This window comes from Occallatibacter sp. (assembly GCF_049510455.1).
Classification (GTDB): domain Bacteria; phylum Acidobacteriota; class Terriglobia; order Terriglobales; family Acidobacteriaceae; genus Telmatobacter.
The window spans coordinates 1-20,593 of the sequence record NZ_JBEKYX010000083.1; the positions used below are offsets into that span (position 1 = coordinate 1).

Genomic DNA, 20,593 nt, shown 5'->3' on the forward strand with positions numbered 1-20,593 from the left:
CTCGCGACGGGCTTTCGATCCGATGGGACCGAATCTGGGGTCGGTGGATGGTGACTCTGATTGGGAAACAATTGGAAACCTCCGGGGACAGATAGGCACTTTTGGGAGCGATAATGAGCGCGCGTCAAAAGGCTGTCCAATACCTTTTAGGCACCGGCTGATGCCTTGGAGGCGTCAGACTTTTTCTCGGGCGGTGCCTTTCGTAACTAGTTTTTGGCGGTAAAGTTCAGTATTTGAGGGACATAGATATACAACAGCAAAAGTTTTTTCCACATCCAACCTTTTAGCAGTCGGAGGATTCACCGGAATGCCCTGTTGTAGGAGATACATGACTTGGACGACTATGCTGAGTTCCGCCATCTCAAATATCTCCTCGCCATTGTTAAGCACAAGGGCGTCAGGGCTGCTGCGGAAGCGCTGCACATCACCCAGCCCTCTCTGAGCCGGCAGGCCAGGGAATTCCAAGACCATTACAAGCTCAATATCTATCGAAAGCTGAAGCACGGCGGAATTGAGATTACGCCGACCGGCCAAGCACTGCCGATCATCTTCGGGGACTTGCTTGAGGCGCGAGATGAAGCAATTGCAGCCCTCGAAGCCATCGAGCGCGGCGAGGCGGAGACGCTTCGGATCGGATGCACGCCGTTTGTCGATAAAAAAGATCTGCGAAAGAGCCGCTCAATTGCAAAGAGAGTTGGTGCCTGGCTCGAAGATCAAACTTCTCCGTGACAACACCGCCCCGCTGCTTAAGGAACTGGTCCACGATCACCTGGACGCAGCAATTGTGAGTTTGCCGGTAACAGACGAGAGTGTGCGGGTCGAAATCCTCAAACGAGACAGGCTCGTCGTGTGTCTCCCAGTCGATCACCCGTTTGCAAAGAAGTCCGCCCTAAGCGCCAGCGATCTGACTCACAATCTAACCGTGTTTCGTAGTCCTTCTCAGCATCCCGCGGCCCATGCGAGGCTGCTCGAATTGCTCGGAGAACTCGGCGTATGGTTTGAGGAACACGCTCATGTTTCCCATCCACAAGAGATGTTGGAAGCCGTGAAGAATGGAGAGGGCTTCGCCCTCGTTCGCGAAGGAACTCCGATGATGGACGGCGTCACTACTCGACCGATTATCGGAGTCGATTGGACATTCGATACTGCGATAGTATTTTCGCGAAATCCGAAGTCGAGAGTTGTCCCCGTAATTGCCAAGCATTTGAGACGGACATTTCTCCATTCCGCAACTCCCACTACCCAGAGAAAAGGGCCGGCAAGTGTAAAGGAATTGCAACGTCCATCGCAGCAGAAAAGGACAGGCTGAAGACCAGTCGAATCGCTGATTCAGACGCCTCTAAACGCGCCAAAGGCATCACCCGATGCCTAAGAAGTATTAGACACGCGGGCAACATCCGGCCCAATATTGCGGCATATCACGACTGAAACTCAGTCGATGGAGATGCCGATGATCAGCAGGAATCGTGTCGTATCCCCCCGCAATCGCCTTGGCACGCCCAAGGCTTCGCCCTTCACAATGCAATCCCTCGCCCGCGTTGCTCGCACGCTGGCACCCACCCTTATTGCTCTTACGTTAGCGTCGGCTGCTCACGCACAGGGGACGATGGATTTTTCCGGTGCGCAAACCCTTATGGGGACCTTCAAAACGTTCGCCATCTATGCGGGCGCTGTCATCTGCTTTGGCGGCCTGATCTTCGCCGGCATTCGGATGATGAGCGGTCGGTTTCAGGACGCCATTCCTGGCCTCTTCGGCGCGCTGTTTGGTGCCGGAATACTCGGATGGGGAGCGGGTTGGATTGGTTCCCTCACCGGGCAGTCGATGTAGGAGGCTGCCATGCACACTACCAAGCGGGGAGAACCGTTACCGATCAATCAGGCATTGAACAGGCCGAGGGCCAAGCTCGGACTTGAGCTCTCGACGTGGATGGTCATCGTGTTTGTGACTGTAACGGTTTTTCTCGCTGGGTTCCGAATGCTGGCCATTCTCAGTTTCCCAACTCTTGCAGGCGGCGCATGGCTCATCGTCCGCAATCACCCAAAGATGTTTCAACTCTGGGGCCTAAGCCTCGGCCAGAAGAGCTACTATGACCCGCGCAAATACTGAACAACTTAAACATACTCCTTGGTTCGCGAAGGCAGGCGCCGCCTGCAGCATCGTTCCGATCTCACGCTTCGTCGGGCCGAATACCTTCGCACTGAAAGGTGGCGGATACGGTTGGCAAGGGCATCTATAACGCCGTCTTTGACAACGTAGAGGACAGCCTATCGTTCTCCCGCCTGCAATGCTTCGACTTCCAGGGTGTGAACAACGAGCAGTACGCCGACCTTATCGAGCCGTTGATGGTGTGGTTGCTACGCCGGATCAATGACGTTCTCTACAACCCTGCCAATCTTGGCGTTCCCAAGCACATCCTCATCGAAGAGATCTTCTCTTCGATGAAGAACAAACAGCTCTTGGATGGTGCCCTTGCGTCCATCAAGACTGTCCGCAAGAACCTCGGCGGCGTGACCATGATCGGCCAATCTGCCGACGACCTCGGAGCCAACGCCGACAGCATCGTGAACTCCTGCACGTCGTTCCTGTTTCTGAAGGACGCGACGTTCAACCGGAAACGGTATGCCGAACTCTTCAAGATGAACGAGCAGCAGCTCGCTCTCTTTGAGAGCTTGCAAGACCGCGAAGGACTTTACATGCGGCGTGATGGGCTGACGAAGGTTGTCACCCTCAACCTCGACAGCCGCAGCTACGCAACCTTTTCGACCAAGCCCAAGGACCGGGTACGCCGCACCAAGCTGATCGAGAAATACGGACTATCCGAGGGCATCGCTCGTTTTGCCCAAGGCGAGTCAGTATAACGAGCTCATTCCACCACCAAAAGGGGCCCTATGAAACCGCCGATGATCCTCGCCGTTACCTCTCTCCTCTCGTTTGCCTGCGGGATCGCCCATGCGTCTCCCGCCCCCGCCCCACATCGCCTTCAGCCGAGCGCCCCGCGTTCAGTCACGGTTTCCGAGGCACAAACGCCACCAACCATCCGCGCGGGCCTCCTTCAATCGACCTTGATCCTGCTTCCCGACGAGGAGAAGGTCGCAACCGTTTTCGGCGGGGACACCGTGGATTGGGTCTTCGATGCCGGCCACGTTGCTAGCAGGTTTATCAGCGTAAAGCCTAAGCTCGCCAATGCAACGACGGACATTCACATAGTCTCCGACCACGGCAACGAATACACTGAATTGCCTCCCGGAGATCTTGGCACTCATTATTTCCTCTGAGTGCTCGCCCTATTCTCTTGAGACGGTCCATTTCAGTTTCCTGGTCGCTCTTTCTTGGGTGCTGGAGGAGAAGCGTGGCGGTACGAGATCGAACGGAGTTTCCATGTAATGCCTCGGAAAGGCATTTGGCTTCGGTTGCCTTGACCTCGGCTTCGACATGCGCCTCGTGGCCCCAACTTTTTAGCGTTGCGAGTGAGACGTCGCCATCTTCGACTACCGCTCGCCGCAACGTATTCGGGAGCTTAGTCTCATCACAGAAAGCCTCAGCCGCGACTTCGCCAAGCGCAGGGGTCAGAGAAAGGTCTTCGCGATTCAGAAACCGCATTCCGCTGGCCACATTTCCATACATGCCGATGGCCCCGTATTGACTCTGGCGAGACAGGAGAGGATAGTTCGCAGTGGTCCTAGTGGCTGCCGATCGCTGGAGAGTCTGAGCCCAGGCATGCGCATAGGTGACGCCGCGAACGCCGCCTGAATCGTCTGGTCGAGCGAGCACATTAGCCAAAGCCCAAAAACGCTCTAGCCGGAGAATGATCTCTTGGCGATGCTTCTTAACGACCTCCCGCCGATCGTCAGCGGCGTCGCCACTGAGGTAAATCCCCGCGCAAAGAAGGGCGAAATAACGAGGATGAGACGCGACGTTGGTAAGCCCTGGAAGGATCTTGTCTGCGAGAAAAAGATATCCCCGTTCAAAGCCGAGGGGATCGATACTACTTCCAGGTAGGTCCGACGGGTCATAGGCAGTAAGAAACAAATCGATCATTTTGATGTGCCCACCTGACCTACACTGTCAGGCCGAAATGCCCGGAGATTATCTGATTGGAATCTTGTGAAATTCTATTGTAGGCTTTAGACCCACTAAATTTGCACGAAGCCCCCTGATGGAATGTCCTCAAACTGTGAAATGATGCTTTGTTCGGTGACGCTTGAGCATCAAGTCGTGAGCGTCGGTGATGCCCGTAAGCACTGGTGACTCGTCTAGGCGGAGAGCACGCAACCCACTCGCGCTGAGCTTTGTCGACGCAATGGGCACTCCTTCGGCGCTAAATGTGATCAAGACGTTCTCTGCTTGTGCATCCAATGGTTGGAAGCCTATACGCGTTGTCTTGAACGATATCTCTGTTTCGTCGGATCGCATCAGACCTCATGCACAGCCATCACGCGCAGTGAGATCGCGTTCTATTTTTCTTCTGTCCAGCAGGCCGCGAGTGGACCACCTGCGAACGCAACGATCCAGCAGATGCTTACCGTGGTTCGGCTCTTCCATGCATATCTGATGGAAGAAGGAGTGCGCTCGAACAACCCCGCAACCAACGGCTGTACAGCTAGACCTCTGATCGCCAGGCACCATAAGCTGCCATGGATTCCGAACGAGGAGGACTGGAAGAGCATTCTTGAAGCATCGCGGAGCGAGCCGATTCGCAACCGTTCCTGAGTCGATGGAGATCAAGCGTCCAGTACAGGACAAGAAGCTGTCTCCTGCACTTACCATTGGTGTCCCCGGCGAGTGGTGCAGGCTATGCCGCCTCTGGTACGACCGAGCCACATACTCGCTTAAGAACAGGAACAAGAGTTACTATTTCCTGCTCAACGTTGGAAGATGGCTCGGCAAGACGCATCCGGAGATCACTTCGCCAGCCGACTGGAACAGGACCCTGGCTGCGGAGGCCGTGTCGGTCATCTGTCAGTGGCATGGTGGCGATTGGTGCAGCATCGATCCCATTCACATTAAAAGCCGTGGACAGATACAGGCGAACTTTTCGCGTTGAATCCCCGCCAATTCGCCCCGGACAGGTTCACTAAATCTTGCAGTAGTTCCCGCTCTTCCGCGGGCTCAGGCTTTTCGTCGTCCACTCTCAGAAACTGGAGATGTGTGGGGCCTGGGAAAGCTTTTGTCACGTTTGGCTTGTCGGGATAGATGCCTTCAAACCAGATTAGATACTCATGAGGACCGAGTCGCACCTTTGTGGCCTCGTAGGGGACGAGACTATTGACGCTGCGGTTGATCCCAAAGAATCGGCTCTTGTGATTGACCTTGATAACAGAGAATCTACATTTTGAGCGGTCTGTTACAGAAGCCACATCCTGCGTAGTCTGCTGTATGGCTCTGATTTCGTCGTGCTTGAGCTTAAACGATGTGTGGATTACTACACGGTTAAATGCGCCAGCGTTCTGTTCAAGTACTCGCTTCAGGTTCGCGCGAAGCGCCTCCACATATGTCGAGTGATCCGTAGAGTCCCCCAAAACTTGGATTTGCTGAAACAATCCGCTGCTATCCGTGAGCACCGAAAACGCGAAATACTTGTCGATATGCACCTGGTCATGAACGATCCGCGATTTGTGAGACTGGCTGATGCCGATGATTAGGGACCGTTCGGCTGTCGGCCGCACCTTCCATGGCCTTCCGCCCGCTTTGCAGAAAATTTGAAGAGCAAGATTGGCGATTGCCCACTTCAGTGATTCCTCATCTTCGAGAATCCTGAGCGTACATACTTGGGTAGGCATGCCGGCATGTGAAAAATGGGCCTTTTGTGCGAGATAACCATTGTCGTCACCATTCGGCAAAACGATAACCGGCAGAATCCGAGGCGACGTCATGCGTGCACTTTTGGCACGTTGCAAAGCGACTTCCATTGATGCGGAGCTGAGATCGGGTAGAACAATAGGATTGGCGTCAATCTCCAATGGCGTTTTGAATAATTCGTTGAAGCCGGGAAAATTGTATTGGCCGCGTTGCTTCTGGCCTCTCAAAGAAAGCGCAAGTCGACGAGCAGCTTGGCGATCTTGTTCGCGGAACGCGAATAGCAATCGCGGAGGATTTTCGAGCGGTTGGAGCGGCCCAAACTCACGCAGACCAGAGAACTGACTCCTTGATTCTTTCGCCCCAGCGAAGACATATATCTTTGGACGGAGCCGTTCTGCGGGAAGTGCTACGAAATCTTTCGAGATTCTCAGTGGATCGGAAGTACCGGGCCAAGTCATCCCCTCGAATAACGGCCATCTGCTTTCTAAGAAACGTCGGACCTTTGAGGAACGGTCGACATAGTAATCGACGTTCCGTCTAAAGTTCTTGTCGAGGCTCAGACTTAGTTGCTGAATCCTACGCCCAAACGGAATGCCACTGCGCAGCTTGAAATGAAAGTCGACGAGGAATCCATTTTGGCGTGAAGCCTTTAGAAAATATGGCTGCACAACAAGCACTTCATCGCCTTCGGGATGAGTCGCCATAATGAGCGACACCTCTTGGATGAAGCTGTTGGCCGGAAACTGGTACTGCAGTGGCTGTAACGACGCTGCAACGGAATGTTTCAAACACCCGAACAAGATGCGTCGGGTAAGATCCACATTCCAGGAAAATTTGTATTCAAAGGTTTCAAAGCCCTCTGCGGGTTGTAGGAGTACCCAATAGGATTGCCACCCTTCCTCGCGAGCATCATCTTTGGGCAGCTTGTGGGCTGTTGCTTCAGGTGTGGGGCGTTCTTCTTGGAACGAGACACTGAGACGACGATAGACAAGGCAAGCCGTTGCGTTCGTCTCAACCGGCAAAAAGTTGAGGTGAATCTGATAACCGTCTTGTCCGTCGATTGATGCTGTCCCGAGATTTGGCATTCGAACTTTCTAAATCGCACTTCTTCCGTATTTCGAGAAAAACTCAACACACGGCGCCATCGTCACGTTTTGCCTTTAAACAAAGGCCATTTGTCTGCGACATACTGTTCGACGGCGTCGCGTACAACCCAAGCCAGGGACACTTTCTTCTGGATAGCGATAGTCTCAATCGCCTCATAAAGGTCCGGCGGGAAACTGATGGTGGCGCGGACCGGCGGGCCGTCCGGAGAAACCGTTACCTTTTCTTTCCGCTTTGCGCCTCTTATCACCTGATCCCCTTGGACATAAATAATATAGCACCACAATTCACCATTGCGGTGAGTTTGCGGCCAGCTTTTCCGCATCTTTCACAAAATCGGAGAGGCGCTATGTCCGCCAGCGAGGAACCCGAGGTGGGAGAACCTGGTTATTTTTCCGCTTTGTTTGTCCCCAAATATATGCAAAAGTACACTCTTATCGCAAAGTTTGGTATATGCTTGGGGGATGAGGTCTTTGGCATCTTATCTCGATCAGCAGCTCGCTCAAGGGCGATCACACTTCTCTAGGGAAGAGGCTAGGAGCAGTCTGGACTTGTCGCCATCGGCGTTTACCGCCGCTGCCCAGAGGCTGGTCAAGAAGCACAAGCTGGCGACCGCTCGTCATGAGTTCTATCTGATCATTCGACCGGAAGACCGGAACCGCGGAGCGCCTGATCCCGCGCGCTGGATCGATCCTCTCATGGCGCATCAAGGCATCGACTATCGTGTGTCTCTGCTGCGAGCGGCAGCATTCCATGGATCGTCTCATCAGGCTGCGATGGTTTTTCAGGTTGTGGTCCCCAAGCAGCTCCGTTCATTCCAAATCGGCCGACACCAACTTCAGTTCGTCTATCAAGCACCGGAGATCTTCGAGCAGGTCAACCAGTTGGATTGGCTGGACAAGATCAAGACCCCTGACGGCTTTGCGAAGGTTGCTGGGATCGAATTGACCCTGTTGGATTGCGTCCGGTACTTTCACAAAGCATCTGGTATCGACGGAGTGGCGCAGGTGGTCAAAGACATCGGAGCCAAAGCGGCGCCGCGCAAGCTCGCAATGCTCGCAGGATTTTATGAAAACTCTTCAGTTCGCCGGCTGGGCTACCTGCTCGACCTTGCAGGCCATCAGTCGCAATCAAAGGCACTGGAGCCGTTTGCGGGAAAAGCGAAGTCCTTCAAGCCCCTCGATCCGGCTATCAAACCCATTCTGGGGAACTCTGGCGTGGATGAAGAGAAGAATGTGAAGTGGCGACTGACGATTCATGAGTCAGTGGAGGTAGATTTTTGATTCCGAATGCATACCTTCAGGAATGGACCGCAAACGCTCCCTGGCCCGATCTGCGGCAAGTCGAGCAAGACCTTATAATCAGCCGCGCTCTCTGCGACCTGTTCAATGCCCAGGAACTGAAAGGCAAGATTGCGTTCCGCGGCGGGACCGCGCTGCATAAGCTGCTTTTCTCGCAACCGTTGCGATATTCCGAAGACGTTGACCTGGTCCAGACGAACGCTGAACCAATAGGAACAACTATCGACGCCATCCGAAAGGCATTGTCCTGGCTTGGTGACTGCAAGAGAGAGCAGGCGGGGCATTCCATTCACCTCATCTTTCGATATGCTTCCGAGGCGGATGCCAGTACTCAACTCAAGCTCAAAGTCGAGATCAATACCCGCGAGCACGTATGCCTGCTTGGGCCTAAAGAGTATCTATTTGCGGTCGATAGCCGCTGGCATCAAGGCAAAGCGGAGATCGTTTCGTTCGAGCCGGAAGAGCTCTTCGGGACTAAGCTGCGGGCTCTCTTGCAGCGGCGCAAAAACCGTGACCTCTTCGATTTGTATGAAGGTTTGAAGCAATTGAAATTGGATCGCGGGAAGGTTGTTACCTGCTTCGATCACTACCTGGAGCTTGAGGGCACACCAATCCATCGCGCCGCGGCCGAGGAGCGAATGCTACGAAAACTGGAGCGGAGCTTGACCGAAGACATCGGTCCTCTTCTTCCCACCGGAGTTCACTTTGATGAACAGGCGGCATTGAATGCCTTCGGGGCAGTTTGGAATCAACTGATTGTCCGCATACCGGGCGATGCATGGAAGCTTTCGGGGATGGTCATTGAGGACCTTCGGAAGAAACGCTTTCCTGGACTTTTACAGTGATTCAGAGAGCTGAACCGATTGAAGCAGTGCCATTGCATCCTGGAGGGATTTAGCGATCGCGTCATAGACAAGATCGAGAGCAAATCCCCAATCGCGTCATAGACAAGATCGAGAGCAAATCCCCACCCGCACAACTTCGAATGTGGGTATCGACAGATCGTCCCAGACAGTCGTCAGGTCTGGAAGAACGCGGGGGGAAAGTCCGTAATGTCGCAGAATATCGGCGAAAGGCAGCAAAATATGGCGATCATGTACCTGCCACGATTCCACTAGCGACTGATACCGCTTGTGGTCCGGGCGACGCGATTCGACCCAGAATGCGGCCGATGGGTGTCCACCGGCGGCTTCGTCGGCTATCCGCGTTCACCGAACACCTGCTGGCTTATGGCAGCTCGGTACTTCGACAGGTAACGAGAGCAACAGCCCGATCCTCCGATCAAGCACAGTGAAGGCATCACGGAACGCACGGGCAATCTCCTCCGGAGTTCCTTTGACTCCTGCGGGATCTGCAATACCCCAGTGCGCCGTCATCGGCTGCCCCGGCCAGAACGGACACTGCTCTTTTGCCGCGTTGTCGCAAACAGTAAAAACGAAGTCGAGCTTCGGCGCATCCGGCCCCGAGAACTCGTCCCAGGACTTACTGCGCAGGCCAGCCGTCGAGAGTCCAGCCGATTCGATCTGCTGAAGTGCCTCCGATCGTGGCTGCCCGGTCGGATGACTGCCAGCGCTGTAAGCCGTGAACTCGCCCTTGCCTTTATGGTGCAGGACTGCTTCAGCCATGATCGAGCGCGCAGAGTTGCCGGTGCAGAGGAACAAAACGTTGTAATGAACGGCCATGATTTCTATTCCTTCGCTCCTGCGACAGCAGGTGTGCAGCAACCAGGTTGGCAGCAGACAGTTTTTGGTTTGTTAGCCCGGATGAAGGCGCCGAAGAACTTGTTATTCACCTGGGGAGCGATCGCGTCCACATCAACGCCCGCCTCGGTGAGGAACTGCCGGGCGTCTTCTACGCCGTAAACGCGCGTCGGCTCGACCGTTACATCCTCGAACCCGGCGCCCGTCAGCTTGGCGATGTACTCGCTCTCTTCGAGCGCGCCTGCGATACAGCCTACCCAGAGCAACATGCTTTTGCGAATAGCTTCTGGCACGCTACCTCGCACCACGACATCGGAAACTGCGAACCGTCCGCCTGGCCTCAACACGCGGAAGGCTTCACGGAGAACACGATCTTTGTCGGCTGAGAGGTTGATGACGCAGTTCGAGATGATGACGTCGACAGAGTTGTCAGGCAGAGGAATATTCTCGATTTCACCTTTTAGAAACTCAACATTCGTAACGCCTGCCTGCTTTTGGTTCTCGCGGGAAAGCGCCAGCATATCGTCCGTCATGTCTAGGCCGTATGCCTTGCCGGTTTCGCCGACGCGCTTTGCCGAAAGCAACACATCGATGCCGCCACCGGAGCCAAGATCGAGAACAGTTTCTCCAGCTTGAAGATCGATCAGTGCGGTCGGGTTTCCGCAACCAAGAGAAGCCAGAACAGCTTTCTCTGGAATGACCCCGGTTTGATCGGCGCTGTAGAGGTTGGTGGTGATCGGATCGCAACACCGAAGACCGGGATCGCAACATGCCTGCACGCTGCCGGATTCCGCCACGGCGCGGGCGGCACTTCCGTACTTTTCCTCTACCTGTTCCTGAATCCTTGTCGTCGATTCCATAATGGGCATCTCCTCGCATATGCTAAAGCGAATGTATTTGGAATTGGACGTATCTGTCAAGGCGTATATAATGTGAGTGTGAGTATTTCCCTTAAGAGCTATGACCTACCGCTGCTGTTTGCGGCGCTCGCGGACCGCACCCGTCTCAGGCTGTTGAACCTGATGAACGGCAAGGAAGTCTGCGTTTGCTATTTCGTCGAGATCCTCGGGCAAAGCCAGCCCAAGATTTCACGGCATCTTGCTTATCTGCGGCGCGCCGGAATCGTCACTGCTCGTCGGGAGGGGAAATGGATGCATTACAGAATCGTAGCGCCGAATCACGCTGGAGCCGCGCGCATCCTCAGTGAAACGCTGTCCGTGCTCAACGATGATAAGGCGATGCAAGCTGACGCAACGGAATTGAACAAGGCGTGCTGCGCCCCACAGAGGGTATCCGCACTGGAGGGTGCTCCGCTCCCCGTTCCTGTCGAAGCAGCGAGTCCCTGCGCCTATTGAACTGACGAAATCAATCTAGTTGCCGCGTTCAGTATTTCTCTCAAATTCGAGTTCTGAACGCCCGCTAATCACGCTTCACAAGGTTTGCAATCTCTCTAAGTTTCTCCTCGTGAAGCTCTTGGTGCAGTTCATCGACCTTAACTCTTGCTTTGTCCAAAGCCTTCTTGCCGGCAGACGTGATTTTGTACACCCGTCGACTGTGCCCTCCAACATTCTTGAGGACAGACTTCAAAAGTCCCCCGCGCTCCAGGCCATGCAAAAGAGGGTAAAGAGTACCCGGCCCGATGCGATATCCGTGGTGGGATAACTCCTCCATCATCGCCTGCCCAAAAATGGGTTCATGGGATGCATGGACGAGCACATGAATCCGGATCAGGCCGAAAAAGAGTTCCCGCTGATGATTGGACACAGATCAAATATACCTCTGGTTTAACCCGAATCGAATATCGATAGTGTAATATCGAAATTCGATAATCTCGGCACATCTTAATTTTCGATGGAGGCTGGAAGCGCCGATGAATGGGTGGAGTCGCTGCCTGAAACTGATGCCGTTAATTCTGCTGACGCTGGCGGGCTCACGCTTGTGGGCGCAGGGCCCTCCGTATCAAACCGACGATCCGGTACCGGTAGACTTGCATCACTACGAGTTCTATATCTTTGGCGGCGTCGATGGCACACCGGCTGAGATTGACTCGACAGGACCAGCCTTCGAGTTCAACTGGGGGGCTGTTCCCAGAGTTCAACTACACGCCATCCTGCCCTGGGGAGGCGTCTTTCCGTCAAACAATCCTGTTTACCTGCCCGGAGGAACCGGGCCGAGCGCATTCGGTCTCACGGACATGGAACTTGGCGTAAAGCTCGCCATCATCAAGGAGACCAAGCACGTTCCGCAAATCGGCACCTTCACCATGTTTGAAATGCCGACTGGAAGCTATGACAAGGGACTTGGCGTAGGCAAGGTCTGGTACAAGCTACCCGTCTGGTTGCAAAAGAACTATGGCAAATGGCTGTTCGATGGCGGCGGAGGCTACCAGGTAGTCCCGCAGGCCAACTATCGAGACTTCCCGTATGCCGGATGGCTGGTGAAACGGGAATTGAACGAGCGGTGGGAACTGGGCGCGGAACTGTTTGCACACGGGCGCGAAGGCTTTGCCGCCGCTCAAACTGAACGCTCGGCGATGATCGATGTTGGCGGCTATTTCCACTTCAAGCACAACCCCAATGAACAGTTCTTGTTCTGCTACGGCCATTCCATCGCCGGGCAGACGGAGAACTATGCCTACGCAGGCATGTATTGGACCTGGGGCGGAAGCGACGACAAGTCAAAAGATGACGACAAGAAGGACTCGGCCCGAAACAACTGGATGCGAGGGCCGATGCGCGGCGCGGCATTTGAATGACCTGCAGAACCCGGCCAGTTCCAAGTCCGCCCGAGACGGAGGATACGACATATGGAAATTACGGCACGCGCTCTTTGGACATTGGTACATGGTTTGGGATTCGGTGCGCTTTATCTCCTGGCGTGTTCAGGAGCACTCGTGCAAATCTATCGCCTTACCACCTCGGCCGCGCCGCTCGAATCCACTCCCGGCCAAGAACGCTTTCTGAAGTTTTACCTCTGTGCAATGTGTGTCCTCGCATGGGTCGCAGTGCTTACCGGAGCATATGTTATCTATCCTTGGTATCGCGCGACGCCACCGCCTGGGACGACCGACCTTTCAATTTTCCCTCAAGGCTTGCTGATCTCGAGTCCCGCAACTGTCGGCTGGCACTCCCTTGGCATGGAATGGAAGGAGCATGTCGCCTGGTTTGCTCCCATCTCAATCACGATGGTCACGTTCGTCTTGATCCGGTATGGCCGCGACCTTAGGAATCATCGGCAGCTTCGCTCTGCGGTGCTTTCCTTCGCGGTGATCTCGTTTGTCTCTGCGGCGATCGCGGGCTTCTTCGGAGCGATGATTAACAAGTACGCGCCGGTTCAGGGCGGTCTCACAATTCAACTGATTCAGGGAGAAGAAAAATGAACCCGATGAATAGCGCCGCTTCACCAGATGCTTCGGTCCTGACAAACGGTTCCGGCGCTGCCGCCATTCTTTCCGCCGGCATCGGGTCCTTCGCTCTTGCGGTACTAGCTTGCGCCGGCGACAAGTTGGCAGCGGTCAAGAACAGTCTAATTTTCTACAAGCCGACTGGTCCACTCTCCGGCGTCACCACGACTGCCATCCTTATCTGGCTCGTCGCTTGGGGGATTTTGGAATGGCGTTGGCGAAACAGGACCGTCGGCGTGGGGCGCATCTCTGTCGTTGCTCTTGCTCTGCTGGGACTGAGCCTCATGCTGACATTTCCGCCTGTCGTCGATCTTTTTTGACCGAACGCTTTTTCTGAATTCGCTCGGAGTTTCAAGATGGCGATGCTTCCGCAAGATTCTTCACGACGCCCCTCCTGGAGCATCCTGCGAGCCCACATCCAAAAGGGAAGATTATGCGGCACCACTAAATCATCGCTGCACTAATTTGTGCAAGGTTCGCAATGTGCCTACCCGTTGACCAGCGTCAGAGAGTGAGAAGCTTCGATCTTCTTTTCGATATTACGAGGCCAAGTGATCGACAGCGAAGCTCCTCCGTTTGGACGGTTCGATGCCGTCACACTTCCCCCGTGAGCGCGGACTACGGCTTCAACAAATGCAAGCCCAAGGCCATGCCCTTTGGAGTCTCTTCCTTTCACTCTCTGCTTGAACACCTGCGGTCCGATCTCTGAAGAAAATCCGGGGCCATCGTCCTCCAAAACCAGCGTCGCAGCATCCTCGGTTGCGCCAAGTGTTATGGAAACCGTGCACGATGCGGGGACGTGATTGAGTTCATTATCGAGAAGGTTTGCGATCACTCGGTGAAGAAGAGCAGCGTCTGCCAGTACCGTTACAGGACCTGCGGTGTGCAGATTCACTCGAATTCCTTTCTCCAACAGGGACGGCTCGTACAGGTCAATCATGATTCGAACCAATCCGTCGAGATCGACGTTAGTACGTGAGAGTCTAAGCGCGTCAGCATTCGCTTCGGCAACGTCGAGCGATGTATTCAGGAACTCCGACAATCGATCCAGTTCATCGATGACTGAGACGATCTGCTCGCTCGGCTCAACCTTTAGATCGCCCGACAAAACGATCTCCAGCTTTCCTCGAATTGCCGTCAACGGGCTGCGAATATCATGGGCGAGAGACTCAGTGATGGTGTGCAGTTGATACACGGAGCTTTCTATTCGGTCCAACATGTGGTTGAGCGTTAGCGCGAGGTGCCCCACTTCATCGTTCCGTTTGCTGGTCGGAACTCTGCTACTCAAATCAGATTGCCCGATCCTGGACGCAGCTTCGGTGATCTCGCGAACATGACCAAGCATACGCCTGGTCACGAAGAAGACAATTGCGGACCCGAACAGCACGATGAGCAGCCAGAAGCAGAAAAGACGGAAGCGCAGATTGTTAAGTACACGTAATTCATCTCGTTCTGAAAGGCCAAGATAGATGTGGCTCCCATCATCGAGCCGCACCGATGCCACTCGAAAAGGATGATTGAAGCCTTGGACATTCAAGTCGTACGGAACATCAGAAATGAACTTCCGCGCACGAATCGCGGCTAAGTTAGGCAACCCGTCACCAGCGCCTACCCAAAGCTCTAGAGTCCCATCGTCTCCAGCCTGCAGGAAAAAAACGGAGCCGTTCTCATTGCTGTTGGAGCGGAGTTTATTTGGCACCTCTCTGCTTGCAAGTTCCGCGACCTCTCTCACTACCCGACCGTAGAGGCGGTCCTTTGGTGTTCGCCCCGCCACATCACCGAGGACTGCAACCTCTCCAGTTAGCCACGCGTCACTCCTGCGCTGAATGTCGTTCGCTACGAAGCGGTGAAGCATGACAAAAACAAGCATTATGCCAATGGCAAATGCCAGAGTTGCCCAAAGGGAAATACGCCATGCGGCGCTACGCATGACTGGATTAGCGGTCTTTGAGGACATAACCAATACCTCGTAAAGTCCTTATCAGCGGCTCACGGCCTTCTGTATCCACCTTGCCGCGCAGGCGGTAGATATGCACATCAACAACATTGGTATTGGGTTGAATTCGCATCCCCCATACTTCGGAGAGGAGCATCGATCGAGTAACAACACGTCCAGCGTGTCGGCACAGATACGTCAGAAGGACAAATTCTTGCGGACTTAGATTTAAGATTTCTTCACCGCGAGATGCTCTACGACTGATGAAATCCAGCTCCAGGTCCAATACGCGGAGACGGGTCGCCTCCTCACTCGTAGCAAGATTGCGCCGCAAGAGGTTGCGCAATCTTGCTAGCAGTTCTGCAAGTGCGAAGGGTTTGGTCAGGTAGTCGTCGCCACCTAGTTCCAGACCTTTGACCCTATCGTCAACCGATCTTCTGGCGGAAAGTATAAGCACTGGGCTGCTCATGCCAGAGCGTCGAAGTTGAAGAATCAGGTCAATGCCATCTTGATCCGGAAGTCCAAGGTCCACGATCAGAACATCATATTTGCTGCCAGAGGAAAGTTGGATAGCAGTTCGCCCATCCTTCGCGACATCCACCTCGTAACCTGCGTCGGCAAGAGGTTGTTTCAGAAAACTCTGAATCTCGGGCTCATCCTCGACCAGCAGAAGTCGCATAATTCATGGTAAGACATCTTGATTCGCGATTCGAATGATCCAGGGGTCTGCAAGATGACGATTCGGTCATCTGCGTCCACTCGACGATGGACGAATCGGGAATGGCCGGACTAAGACAAGAATGGCCGGAACAACGAATCCTGCCGCAAGGGTGAGCAGAACGACCGATTTAGGGTCCGCATACTTCCAGTTCATTAAGCGCTCCGCTGATTGCCTCTTCCATGAACAAATCGTCATCCTATTCCACTCCTATAAAGTGCTATCAAAGAAACAGAGGTCTCGTCTCAAAGAGTAGTCGCTGGATCGAGAATACGGATCCTGTTCTCAAGCAGTCGACCGTCGCCGGATCGTCGTCGATTCGTGGTCCAAGTTCTGAAGCCATACACGCGACACATAATTCATTCCGAGCTGAGGGCCTACCACGCGTGACTAAGACTTACCTGAGACGATGCCCCTCAATGTTGTCTACTACGGATATGGAATTTGGACTGCGGGTCTCCCCACGCGAGCTACCGGAGCTGATGGATGGCGATTGTAGCTATGAGGATTTCCGTGGCTGCTTGAGCAGTCTGGAGCAGATCAACCGCTGGCTGCTGGGATATCGACCGACTCTCGCTTGGCTGAAGCCGCTACCACCTGGATTGAGCGATCCGGTGTACATTGTCGATGTGGGCTGCGGTGGCGGCGATCTGCTGCGGCAGATTTCAGCCTGGGCTCGAAGGCGCGGCATTGCTGTCGAGCTAACGGGAATCGACTTAAATCCCTATGCGGCGCGTGCAGCAGCGGAGTCTACGCCGAAGGAACTCGGAATTGCGTGGGTGACTGGAGATGCCCTGGAATATCGACCGGAGAAGCCGGTGGATATTGTCGTGAGTTCGCTGATGGCACATCATCTGGAAGATGAGGGGGTCGTTGCGTTGCTGCGGTGGATGGAAGCGACTGCTCAAGTTGGCTGGTTCATCAATGATTTGGAGCGGTCGGAGTGGAGCTGCCGGCTGTTTGGGTGGGTGGAGAGGACTGCAGGGTGGCACCGGTTTGTGCGGCATGACGGGCCAGTGTCGTTCCGGCGGGCCTTCCGGGAGGAGGACTGGGTGCAGTTTCTGACAGCGGCTGATGTCCCGCGAAATGCAGTGTCGGTGGAGCACTGGCGCCCCGGACGGCTGTGTGTGGGGCGGTGGAAGTGAGGTCGGTGATTCTGAAGCGTCTCGTTAGACTAAGAGAGATGAAGCCTGTCGCCCCCGTCGCCCTGGTGGCGCACCTTATCACGTCTAACCATCTGAGAGACGAATCATGCCAACTTCCACGCTGCTGGCCCGCAGGACCTCGGGTTCCAGATTCAAGACTATTCTCTGGATCTCTCTCGGTCTCACCACGCTTTTCGTCTTCATCACCTCAGAAGTTCTCCTTGTCACCGATTACCCCATGTACCATGCCTACCGTCTCCAGGTCATCGCCGACCGCGGCCTCCTCATCCCCCATACGCTCGCTGGAATCTTCGCGCTCTTGATCGGCCCCATCAACTTCTCCTCGCGGATCCGCGGGCGTCATCGCACGCTCCATCGCGTTCTCGGTCGCATCTACGTGGTTTCCGTTTTTGTCGGTTCGTTCACTGGGATAGCTCTCGCCTGGGGACGTCCGGGCCTCCCGGGAACTTCCATGCAGGCCGCGGCGTGGATGGTCTGCACCACCGCCGCCTTCCTCACCGCGCGCAACCGCCAAATCGTCCAGCATCGCCAATGGATGGCCCGCTCCTACGCCGTCACCTTTACCTTCGTTTCCAGCCGCGTTCTGAACCTCGTGCCCGCGTACTGGAGCCATCTAGGCGACGTCCTGTCCGCAGTCGGCGTCATCGCGTTCACACTTGCATCTCTGCTGATCGTTGACCTGTGCCTCAACTGGCACGAACTCACCACTCGTCGCGATTGATTGCCTGCCACGTGTCATGAAATCTTGAGGAGTGGGGCTTGCAGAAAGTCCTATTTCCCAAAGCCGGTTCCCTCCAGCTCCGAACTTAGCACCGGACCGGAACCGCCTAGCTGTCCAACTACCCTCATCACCGCAGGCGTCTCACCCTCCAGGACCCACACCATCACATCTTTAGGCTGAAGGCCAAGCAGCGTCGCAATCGTTCCCAGGATTCCACCCAACTCCGGATGGATGCGAAACACTGTCGCCTTCAAGGTTTGTCCTGCCCTCTGAAACGGCTGCTCGCCCTGCGGCGAGACCAGGATTCTAATCAATCGCCCGCCGAAGACTGGCGCCAATATCCCAGCCCGAAACGGCGCCGTATTGGGCGACACATTCAGCAGCAACGTTCCTACGAACCCATTCGCCAGATCGTCGGGCAGGTCGATATGCTCGCTCTCGACTTGTATCTTGCCGTTCTTGTCTGTTGTACGGGTGGTCGCTGTGCCAGTAGCGGCTTCCACCGCAAAGTCGATGGGCTTTGCAAAGAACGGCCCTTGCTGGATGTGATGGTTGCGCACTAACCGAAATGTGCCCTGCTGCGTGTACGTCGTCGTCTCATCATCAATCGATCCATCCACAAATCGATAGGTCAGGCGCATCGTCACATCATCGCCCTGCACGTCCTCCGTAAACTCAACCCGAGCGATGATCTTTCCGGTCTCGGAGCGCGCCACCATAAACTCATGTCTCGGGAGTTGGATATGTTTCACTGAAATTGGTTCTGCCGGCGCTGCGGTGCTCAACAATATCGCCAAAAAAGCGCATACCTGGGAATTGCTTCGCTTCATCTATACCTCGTTCTAGAGTCCCGTTTTTATGAGATGCCAAAAGGTCGAGAACACGAACAAGCACCACACAACTGACCTTTGAGACGTGTCTCATGATTGGAGGACAGCCAGCTTCTCGCCGGCTCTAAAATGACGATTTGTACAGAATGACTCGTCAGGCCGGTCTTTGGGCGTCTACTAGAAGTATGCAATCCCGCTACAAATGGATTGAACATCCAGTGCATTAGGAGGGAATGCTTTGCAAGACGAAGTTCTCATTCTCGGTGGTGGAGTGGCAGGCTGTGCCGCTTCGATCGCGCTCGCCCGCAAGGGACGAAGCGTCAGATTGATCGAACGCGAGCCCACACCCCGGCATAAGGTCTGCGGAGAATTCCTAAGCGGTGAGGCCCTTGAAGACCTGCATGCGCTTGGCATCGATGTGGCATCACTTGGCGCGGTGCCCATCGATTGTGTTCGCCTTGCCGCGGCCAGACGCGCCGCGACGGCCCCCTTGCCGTTTCCCGCGAAGTCGCTCACGCGCAAGGCGCTCGATACAGCCCTCATTGCCGCAGCCATCGCCGCGGGGGTTCACGTTGAGCGTGGTCGCAGTGTGCGGTCGCTCGGCCGTGCGACCGGCAACCTCTGGCAGGCTACGCTCGACGACGACACCAAATACGAAGCACCAACCGCCTTTCTCGCCACGGGCAAGCACGATCTGCGCGGACATGGTCGCCCGAAGGACCTCCAGCAATGGGTCGGCTTCAAGATGTATTACCGACTGTCTGCCGCCCAGACGGCTGACCTGGCGGACGCCTCCGAGTTGACTCTCTATTCCGGAGGATACGGTGGTATCCAACCGGTGGAAGACGGCGTTACGAATTTTTGCTGTGTCGTGCAACGGCGTTATTTTGCAAGTGCCGGTCTTCGCTGGGAGGGCCTTCTTGCAAAAATGCAGCAGGACTGTCCCCACCTCGCGATGCGGCTCGACGGCGCGGAGCCGCTGCTCGACAAACCGATCACCATCACTCATATTCCGTACGGTTACCTCCGCCGCGCAACTGAGGATGGGCTCTACTGCATCGGCGATCAGGCAGCCGTAATTCCCTCGTTCACCGGCGATGGGATATCCATCGCCCTGCATACTGCCCGCCGCGCCGCCGCCGCATATCTTGCCGCGGAGCCGGCGTCGGTCTTTCAGCCAAAACTGCGCTCTGCAATGCTGCCCCAGATGCGTCTTGCGGAGGCCGCCGCTAACGGCTTGAACAACGCACTCGCGCGCGCTGTTCTGCCGTTCTGCCTCAGGGTCTGGCCCGGAGCGATGCGCGTAACGGCTAGGCTCACGCGTGTCACCCAGCCCGCCGCTGTTGCTCCACAGGCGTTCGCCAACTGAAGCCAACTGAACTCGAGCCACGCCAAAACAACTCCAGGCAGTTAACCTTTTAGAGAAAACGATGCAATGAAATCCTTCGCAGTCGTAGCCCTCGCGGTCATATTCGCTCCAGCCGCACTCGCCCAGCATCGGACCTTCGCCATCAACCCGGATGCCAGCGAGATCAAGATGACGCTTAACACGACCCACGAGGTAGTCAACGGCACGTTTCACATTCAATCCGGATCGATTGAGTTTGACCGCGGAAATCCTAAGATGTCAGGCTCAGTGACCGTACTGGCCGGTAGCGGAAAGACCGGTAACGACAGCCGCGATAAGAAGATGAATAAAGACATTCTCAAGGTGGACCAGTACACGAGCGTCTCCTTTGCACCCAAAACTTACACCGGGACAATCGCGCCATCTGGCGACTCAACCATTCAGATTGATCTTAATCTCGTTGGCCAGGTTTCTAACTGACTGACTATTCTGTTTGTACGCTGTAATAGAACCATTCCGTTTTAACCGCACTTGTTTTTCCATTGAACTCAATCGGAGCTACAAAG

26 protein-coding genes and 1 pseudogene are annotated in these 20,593 nt (G+C 55.0%); 19 read left to right on the forward strand and 8 right to left on the reverse strand.

Annotated features, from left to right (window positions below; all coding sequences use genetic code 11):
* Nucleotides 1–333 precede the first annotated feature (333 nt).
* The 9 genes and pseudogenes from ABSG47_RS15190 to ABSG47_RS15230 all read left to right on the forward strand — a co-directional run bounded on the left by ABSG47_RS15190 (nucleotide 334) and on the right by ABSG47_RS15230 (nucleotide 5,045).
* Nucleotides 334–729, forward strand: a complete 396-nt coding sequence (locus tag ABSG47_RS15190) for a LysR family transcriptional regulator (protein WP_424170542.1) — start codon at nucleotides 334–336, stop codon at nucleotides 727–729.
* Nucleotides 698–1,309, forward strand: coding sequence for a LysR substrate-binding domain-containing protein (locus ABSG47_RS15195; protein ID WP_424170581.1), 612 nt, complete (start codon nucleotides 698–700; stop codon nucleotides 1,307–1,309). Before ABSG47_RS15190 ends, ABSG47_RS15195 begins: the two co-directional genes overlap by 32 nt.
* A gap of 210 nt (nucleotides 1,310–1,519) precedes the next feature.
* A complete protein-coding gene (locus tag ABSG47_RS15200) occupies nucleotides 1,520–1,828 on the forward strand; it encodes a hypothetical protein (protein ID WP_424170582.1) in 309 nt (102 codons plus the stop codon).
* Nucleotides 1,829–1,837: 9 nt separating this feature from the next.
* The gene (locus ABSG47_RS15205) at nucleotides 1,838–2,107 is read left to right on the forward strand and encodes a VirB3 family type IV secretion system protein (protein ID WP_424170543.1); all 270 of its coding nucleotides are present in this window, start codon (nucleotides 1,838–1,840) and stop codon (nucleotides 2,105–2,107) included.
* 110 nt (nucleotides 2,108–2,217) lie between these two features.
* A pseudogene (locus ABSG47_RS15210) lies at nucleotides 2,218–2,859 on the forward strand (TraG/VirB4 family ATPase); the annotation flags it as partial.
* A 42-nt stretch (nucleotides 2,860–2,901) separates the two neighbouring features.
* Nucleotides 2,902–3,276, forward strand: a complete 375-nt coding sequence (locus tag ABSG47_RS15215) for a TrbG/VirB9 family P-type conjugative transfer protein (RefSeq protein ID WP_424170544.1) — start codon at nucleotides 2,902–2,904, stop codon at nucleotides 3,274–3,276.
* A gap of 538 nt (nucleotides 3,277–3,814) precedes the next feature.
* Complete coding sequence (locus ABSG47_RS15220) at nucleotides 3,815–4,000, forward strand: hypothetical protein (RefSeq protein WP_424170545.1); 186 nt, start codon at nucleotides 3,815–3,817, stop codon at nucleotides 3,998–4,000.
* 360 nt (nucleotides 4,001–4,360) lie between these two features.
* Nucleotides 4,361–4,711 carry a site-specific integrase gene (locus ABSG47_RS15225; protein WP_424170546.1) on the forward strand — a complete coding sequence of 117 codons (351 nt, stop codon included), beginning with the start codon at nucleotides 4,361–4,363 and terminating at the stop codon, nucleotides 4,709–4,711.
* Nucleotides 4,671–5,045 (forward strand): hypothetical protein, encoded by a 375-nt coding sequence (locus tag ABSG47_RS15230; RefSeq protein ID WP_424170547.1) that lies wholly within the window; start codon nucleotides 4,671–4,673, stop codon nucleotides 5,043–5,045. The genes ABSG47_RS15225 and ABSG47_RS15230 overlap by 41 nt, the downstream gene beginning before the upstream one ends.
* Here ABSG47_RS15230 and ABSG47_RS15235 read toward each other — a convergent pair.
* Nucleotides 5,005–6,885: a Piwi domain-containing protein gene (locus tag ABSG47_RS15235; protein WP_424170548.1), complete on the reverse strand. Its 1,881-nt coding sequence runs from the start codon at nucleotides 6,883–6,885 to the stop codon at nucleotides 5,005–5,007. The two genes, ABSG47_RS15230 and ABSG47_RS15235, sit on opposite strands and share 41 nt — an antisense overlap.
* Nucleotides 6,886–6,947: 62 nt before the next feature.
* A complete protein-coding gene (locus ABSG47_RS15240) occupies nucleotides 6,948–7,229 on the reverse strand; it encodes a ribbon-helix-helix domain-containing protein (protein WP_424170549.1) in 282 nt (93 codons plus the stop codon).
* Nucleotides 7,230–7,455: 226 nt separating this feature from the next.
* On the opposite strand from ABSG47_RS15240, the gene ABSG47_RS15245 reads away from it, so the two are divergent.
* Nucleotides 7,456–8,187: a type IV toxin-antitoxin system AbiEi family antitoxin domain-containing protein gene (locus ABSG47_RS15245; RefSeq protein ID WP_424170550.1), complete on the forward strand. Its 732-nt coding sequence runs from the start codon at nucleotides 7,456–7,458 to the stop codon at nucleotides 8,185–8,187.
* Nucleotides 8,184–9,050: a nucleotidyl transferase AbiEii/AbiGii toxin family protein gene (locus tag ABSG47_RS15250; RefSeq protein WP_424170551.1), complete on the forward strand. Its 867-nt coding sequence runs from the start codon at nucleotides 8,184–8,186 to the stop codon at nucleotides 9,048–9,050. Before ABSG47_RS15245 ends, ABSG47_RS15250 begins: the two co-directional genes overlap by 4 nt.
* A 363-nt stretch (nucleotides 9,051–9,413) precedes the next feature.
* Here ABSG47_RS15250 and ABSG47_RS15255 read toward each other — a convergent pair whose 3' ends face one another.
* Entirely contained in the window at nucleotides 9,414–9,887 is a 474-nt protein-coding gene (locus ABSG47_RS15255; RefSeq protein ID WP_424170552.1) for an arsenate reductase ArsC, read from the reverse strand.
* Between the two features lie 5 nt (nucleotides 9,888–9,892).
* Entirely contained in the window at nucleotides 9,893–10,765 is an 873-nt protein-coding gene (locus ABSG47_RS15260) for an arsenite methyltransferase (protein ID WP_424170553.1), read from the reverse strand.
* A gap of 78 nt (nucleotides 10,766–10,843) precedes the next feature.
* Between ABSG47_RS15260 and ABSG47_RS15265 the strand changes: the two genes are divergently transcribed.
* On the forward strand, nucleotides 10,844–11,260 hold the full coding sequence (locus tag ABSG47_RS15265; protein ID WP_424170554.1) for an ArsR/SmtB family transcription factor: 417 nt from the start codon (nucleotides 10,844–10,846) through the stop codon (nucleotides 11,258–11,260).
* 64 nt (nucleotides 11,261–11,324) lie between these two features.
* Here the strand turns inward: ABSG47_RS15265 and ABSG47_RS15270 are convergent, their stop codons facing one another.
* A complete protein-coding gene (locus ABSG47_RS15270; protein ID WP_424170555.1) occupies nucleotides 11,325–11,669 on the reverse strand; it encodes a PadR family transcriptional regulator in 345 nt (114 codons plus the stop codon).
* 106 nt (nucleotides 11,670–11,775) lie between these two features.
* Here ABSG47_RS15270 and ABSG47_RS15275 point away from each other — a divergent pair, with 106 nt between their 5' ends.
* Genes ABSG47_RS15275 through ABSG47_RS15285 form a run of 3 tightly spaced genes read left to right on the forward strand, consistent with a single transcriptional unit; the run spans nucleotide 11,776 to nucleotide 13,628 of the window.
* Nucleotides 11,776–12,660 carry a transporter gene (locus ABSG47_RS15275; RefSeq protein WP_424170556.1) on the forward strand — a complete coding sequence of 295 codons (885 nt, stop codon included), beginning with the start codon at nucleotides 11,776–11,778 and terminating at the stop codon, nucleotides 12,658–12,660.
* Between the two features lie 51 nt (nucleotides 12,661–12,711).
* Nucleotides 12,712–13,284: a hypothetical protein gene (locus tag ABSG47_RS15280; protein ID WP_424170557.1), complete on the forward strand. Its 573-nt coding sequence runs from the start codon at nucleotides 12,712–12,714 to the stop codon at nucleotides 13,282–13,284.
* Complete coding sequence (locus ABSG47_RS15285) at nucleotides 13,281–13,628, forward strand: hypothetical protein (RefSeq protein WP_424170558.1); 348 nt, start codon at nucleotides 13,281–13,283, stop codon at nucleotides 13,626–13,628. Before ABSG47_RS15280 ends, ABSG47_RS15285 begins: the two co-directional genes overlap by 4 nt.
* A gap of 167 nt (nucleotides 13,629–13,795) precedes the next feature.
* Here ABSG47_RS15285 and ABSG47_RS15290 read toward each other — a convergent pair whose 3' ends face one another.
* Together ABSG47_RS15290 and ABSG47_RS15295 are read right to left on the reverse strand one after the other, a co-directional pair.
* Nucleotides 13,796–15,265, reverse strand: a complete 1,470-nt coding sequence (locus tag ABSG47_RS15290) for an ATP-binding protein (protein WP_424170559.1) — start codon at nucleotides 15,263–15,265, stop codon at nucleotides 13,796–13,798.
* Entirely contained in the window at nucleotides 15,246–15,923 is a 678-nt protein-coding gene (locus tag ABSG47_RS15295) for a response regulator (RefSeq protein ID WP_424170560.1), read from the reverse strand. The genes ABSG47_RS15290 and ABSG47_RS15295 overlap by 20 nt, the downstream gene beginning before the upstream one ends.
* Before the next feature lie 458 nt (nucleotides 15,924–16,381).
* Between ABSG47_RS15295 and ABSG47_RS15300 the strand changes: the two genes are divergently transcribed.
* Nucleotides 16,382–17,107 (forward strand): methyltransferase domain-containing protein, encoded by a 726-nt coding sequence (locus ABSG47_RS15300; protein WP_424170561.1) that lies wholly within the window; start codon nucleotides 16,382–16,384, stop codon nucleotides 17,105–17,107.
* Between the two features lie 106 nt (nucleotides 17,108–17,213).
* Nucleotides 17,214–17,849 (forward strand): DUF2306 domain-containing protein, encoded by a 636-nt coding sequence (locus ABSG47_RS15305; protein ID WP_424170562.1) that lies wholly within the window; start codon nucleotides 17,214–17,216, stop codon nucleotides 17,847–17,849.
* Between the two features lie 50 nt (nucleotides 17,850–17,899).
* On the opposite strand, the gene ABSG47_RS15310 is transcribed toward ABSG47_RS15305, so the two are convergent.
* Nucleotides 17,900–18,568, reverse strand: coding sequence for a hypothetical protein (locus tag ABSG47_RS15310; RefSeq protein WP_424170563.1), 669 nt, complete (start codon nucleotides 18,566–18,568; stop codon nucleotides 17,900–17,902).
* 349 nt (nucleotides 18,569–18,917) lie between these two features.
* On the opposite strand from ABSG47_RS15310, the gene ABSG47_RS15315 reads away from it, so the two are divergent.
* Nucleotides 18,918–20,048: an NAD(P)/FAD-dependent oxidoreductase gene (locus ABSG47_RS15315; protein ID WP_424170564.1), complete on the forward strand. Its 1,131-nt coding sequence runs from the start codon at nucleotides 18,918–18,920 to the stop codon at nucleotides 20,046–20,048.
* Nucleotides 20,049–20,114: 66 nt separating this feature from the next.
* Nucleotides 20,115–20,507, forward strand: coding sequence for a YceI family protein (locus tag ABSG47_RS15320; protein WP_424170565.1), 393 nt, complete (start codon nucleotides 20,115–20,117; stop codon nucleotides 20,505–20,507).
* Nucleotides 20,508–20,593: the final 86 nt, after the last annotated feature.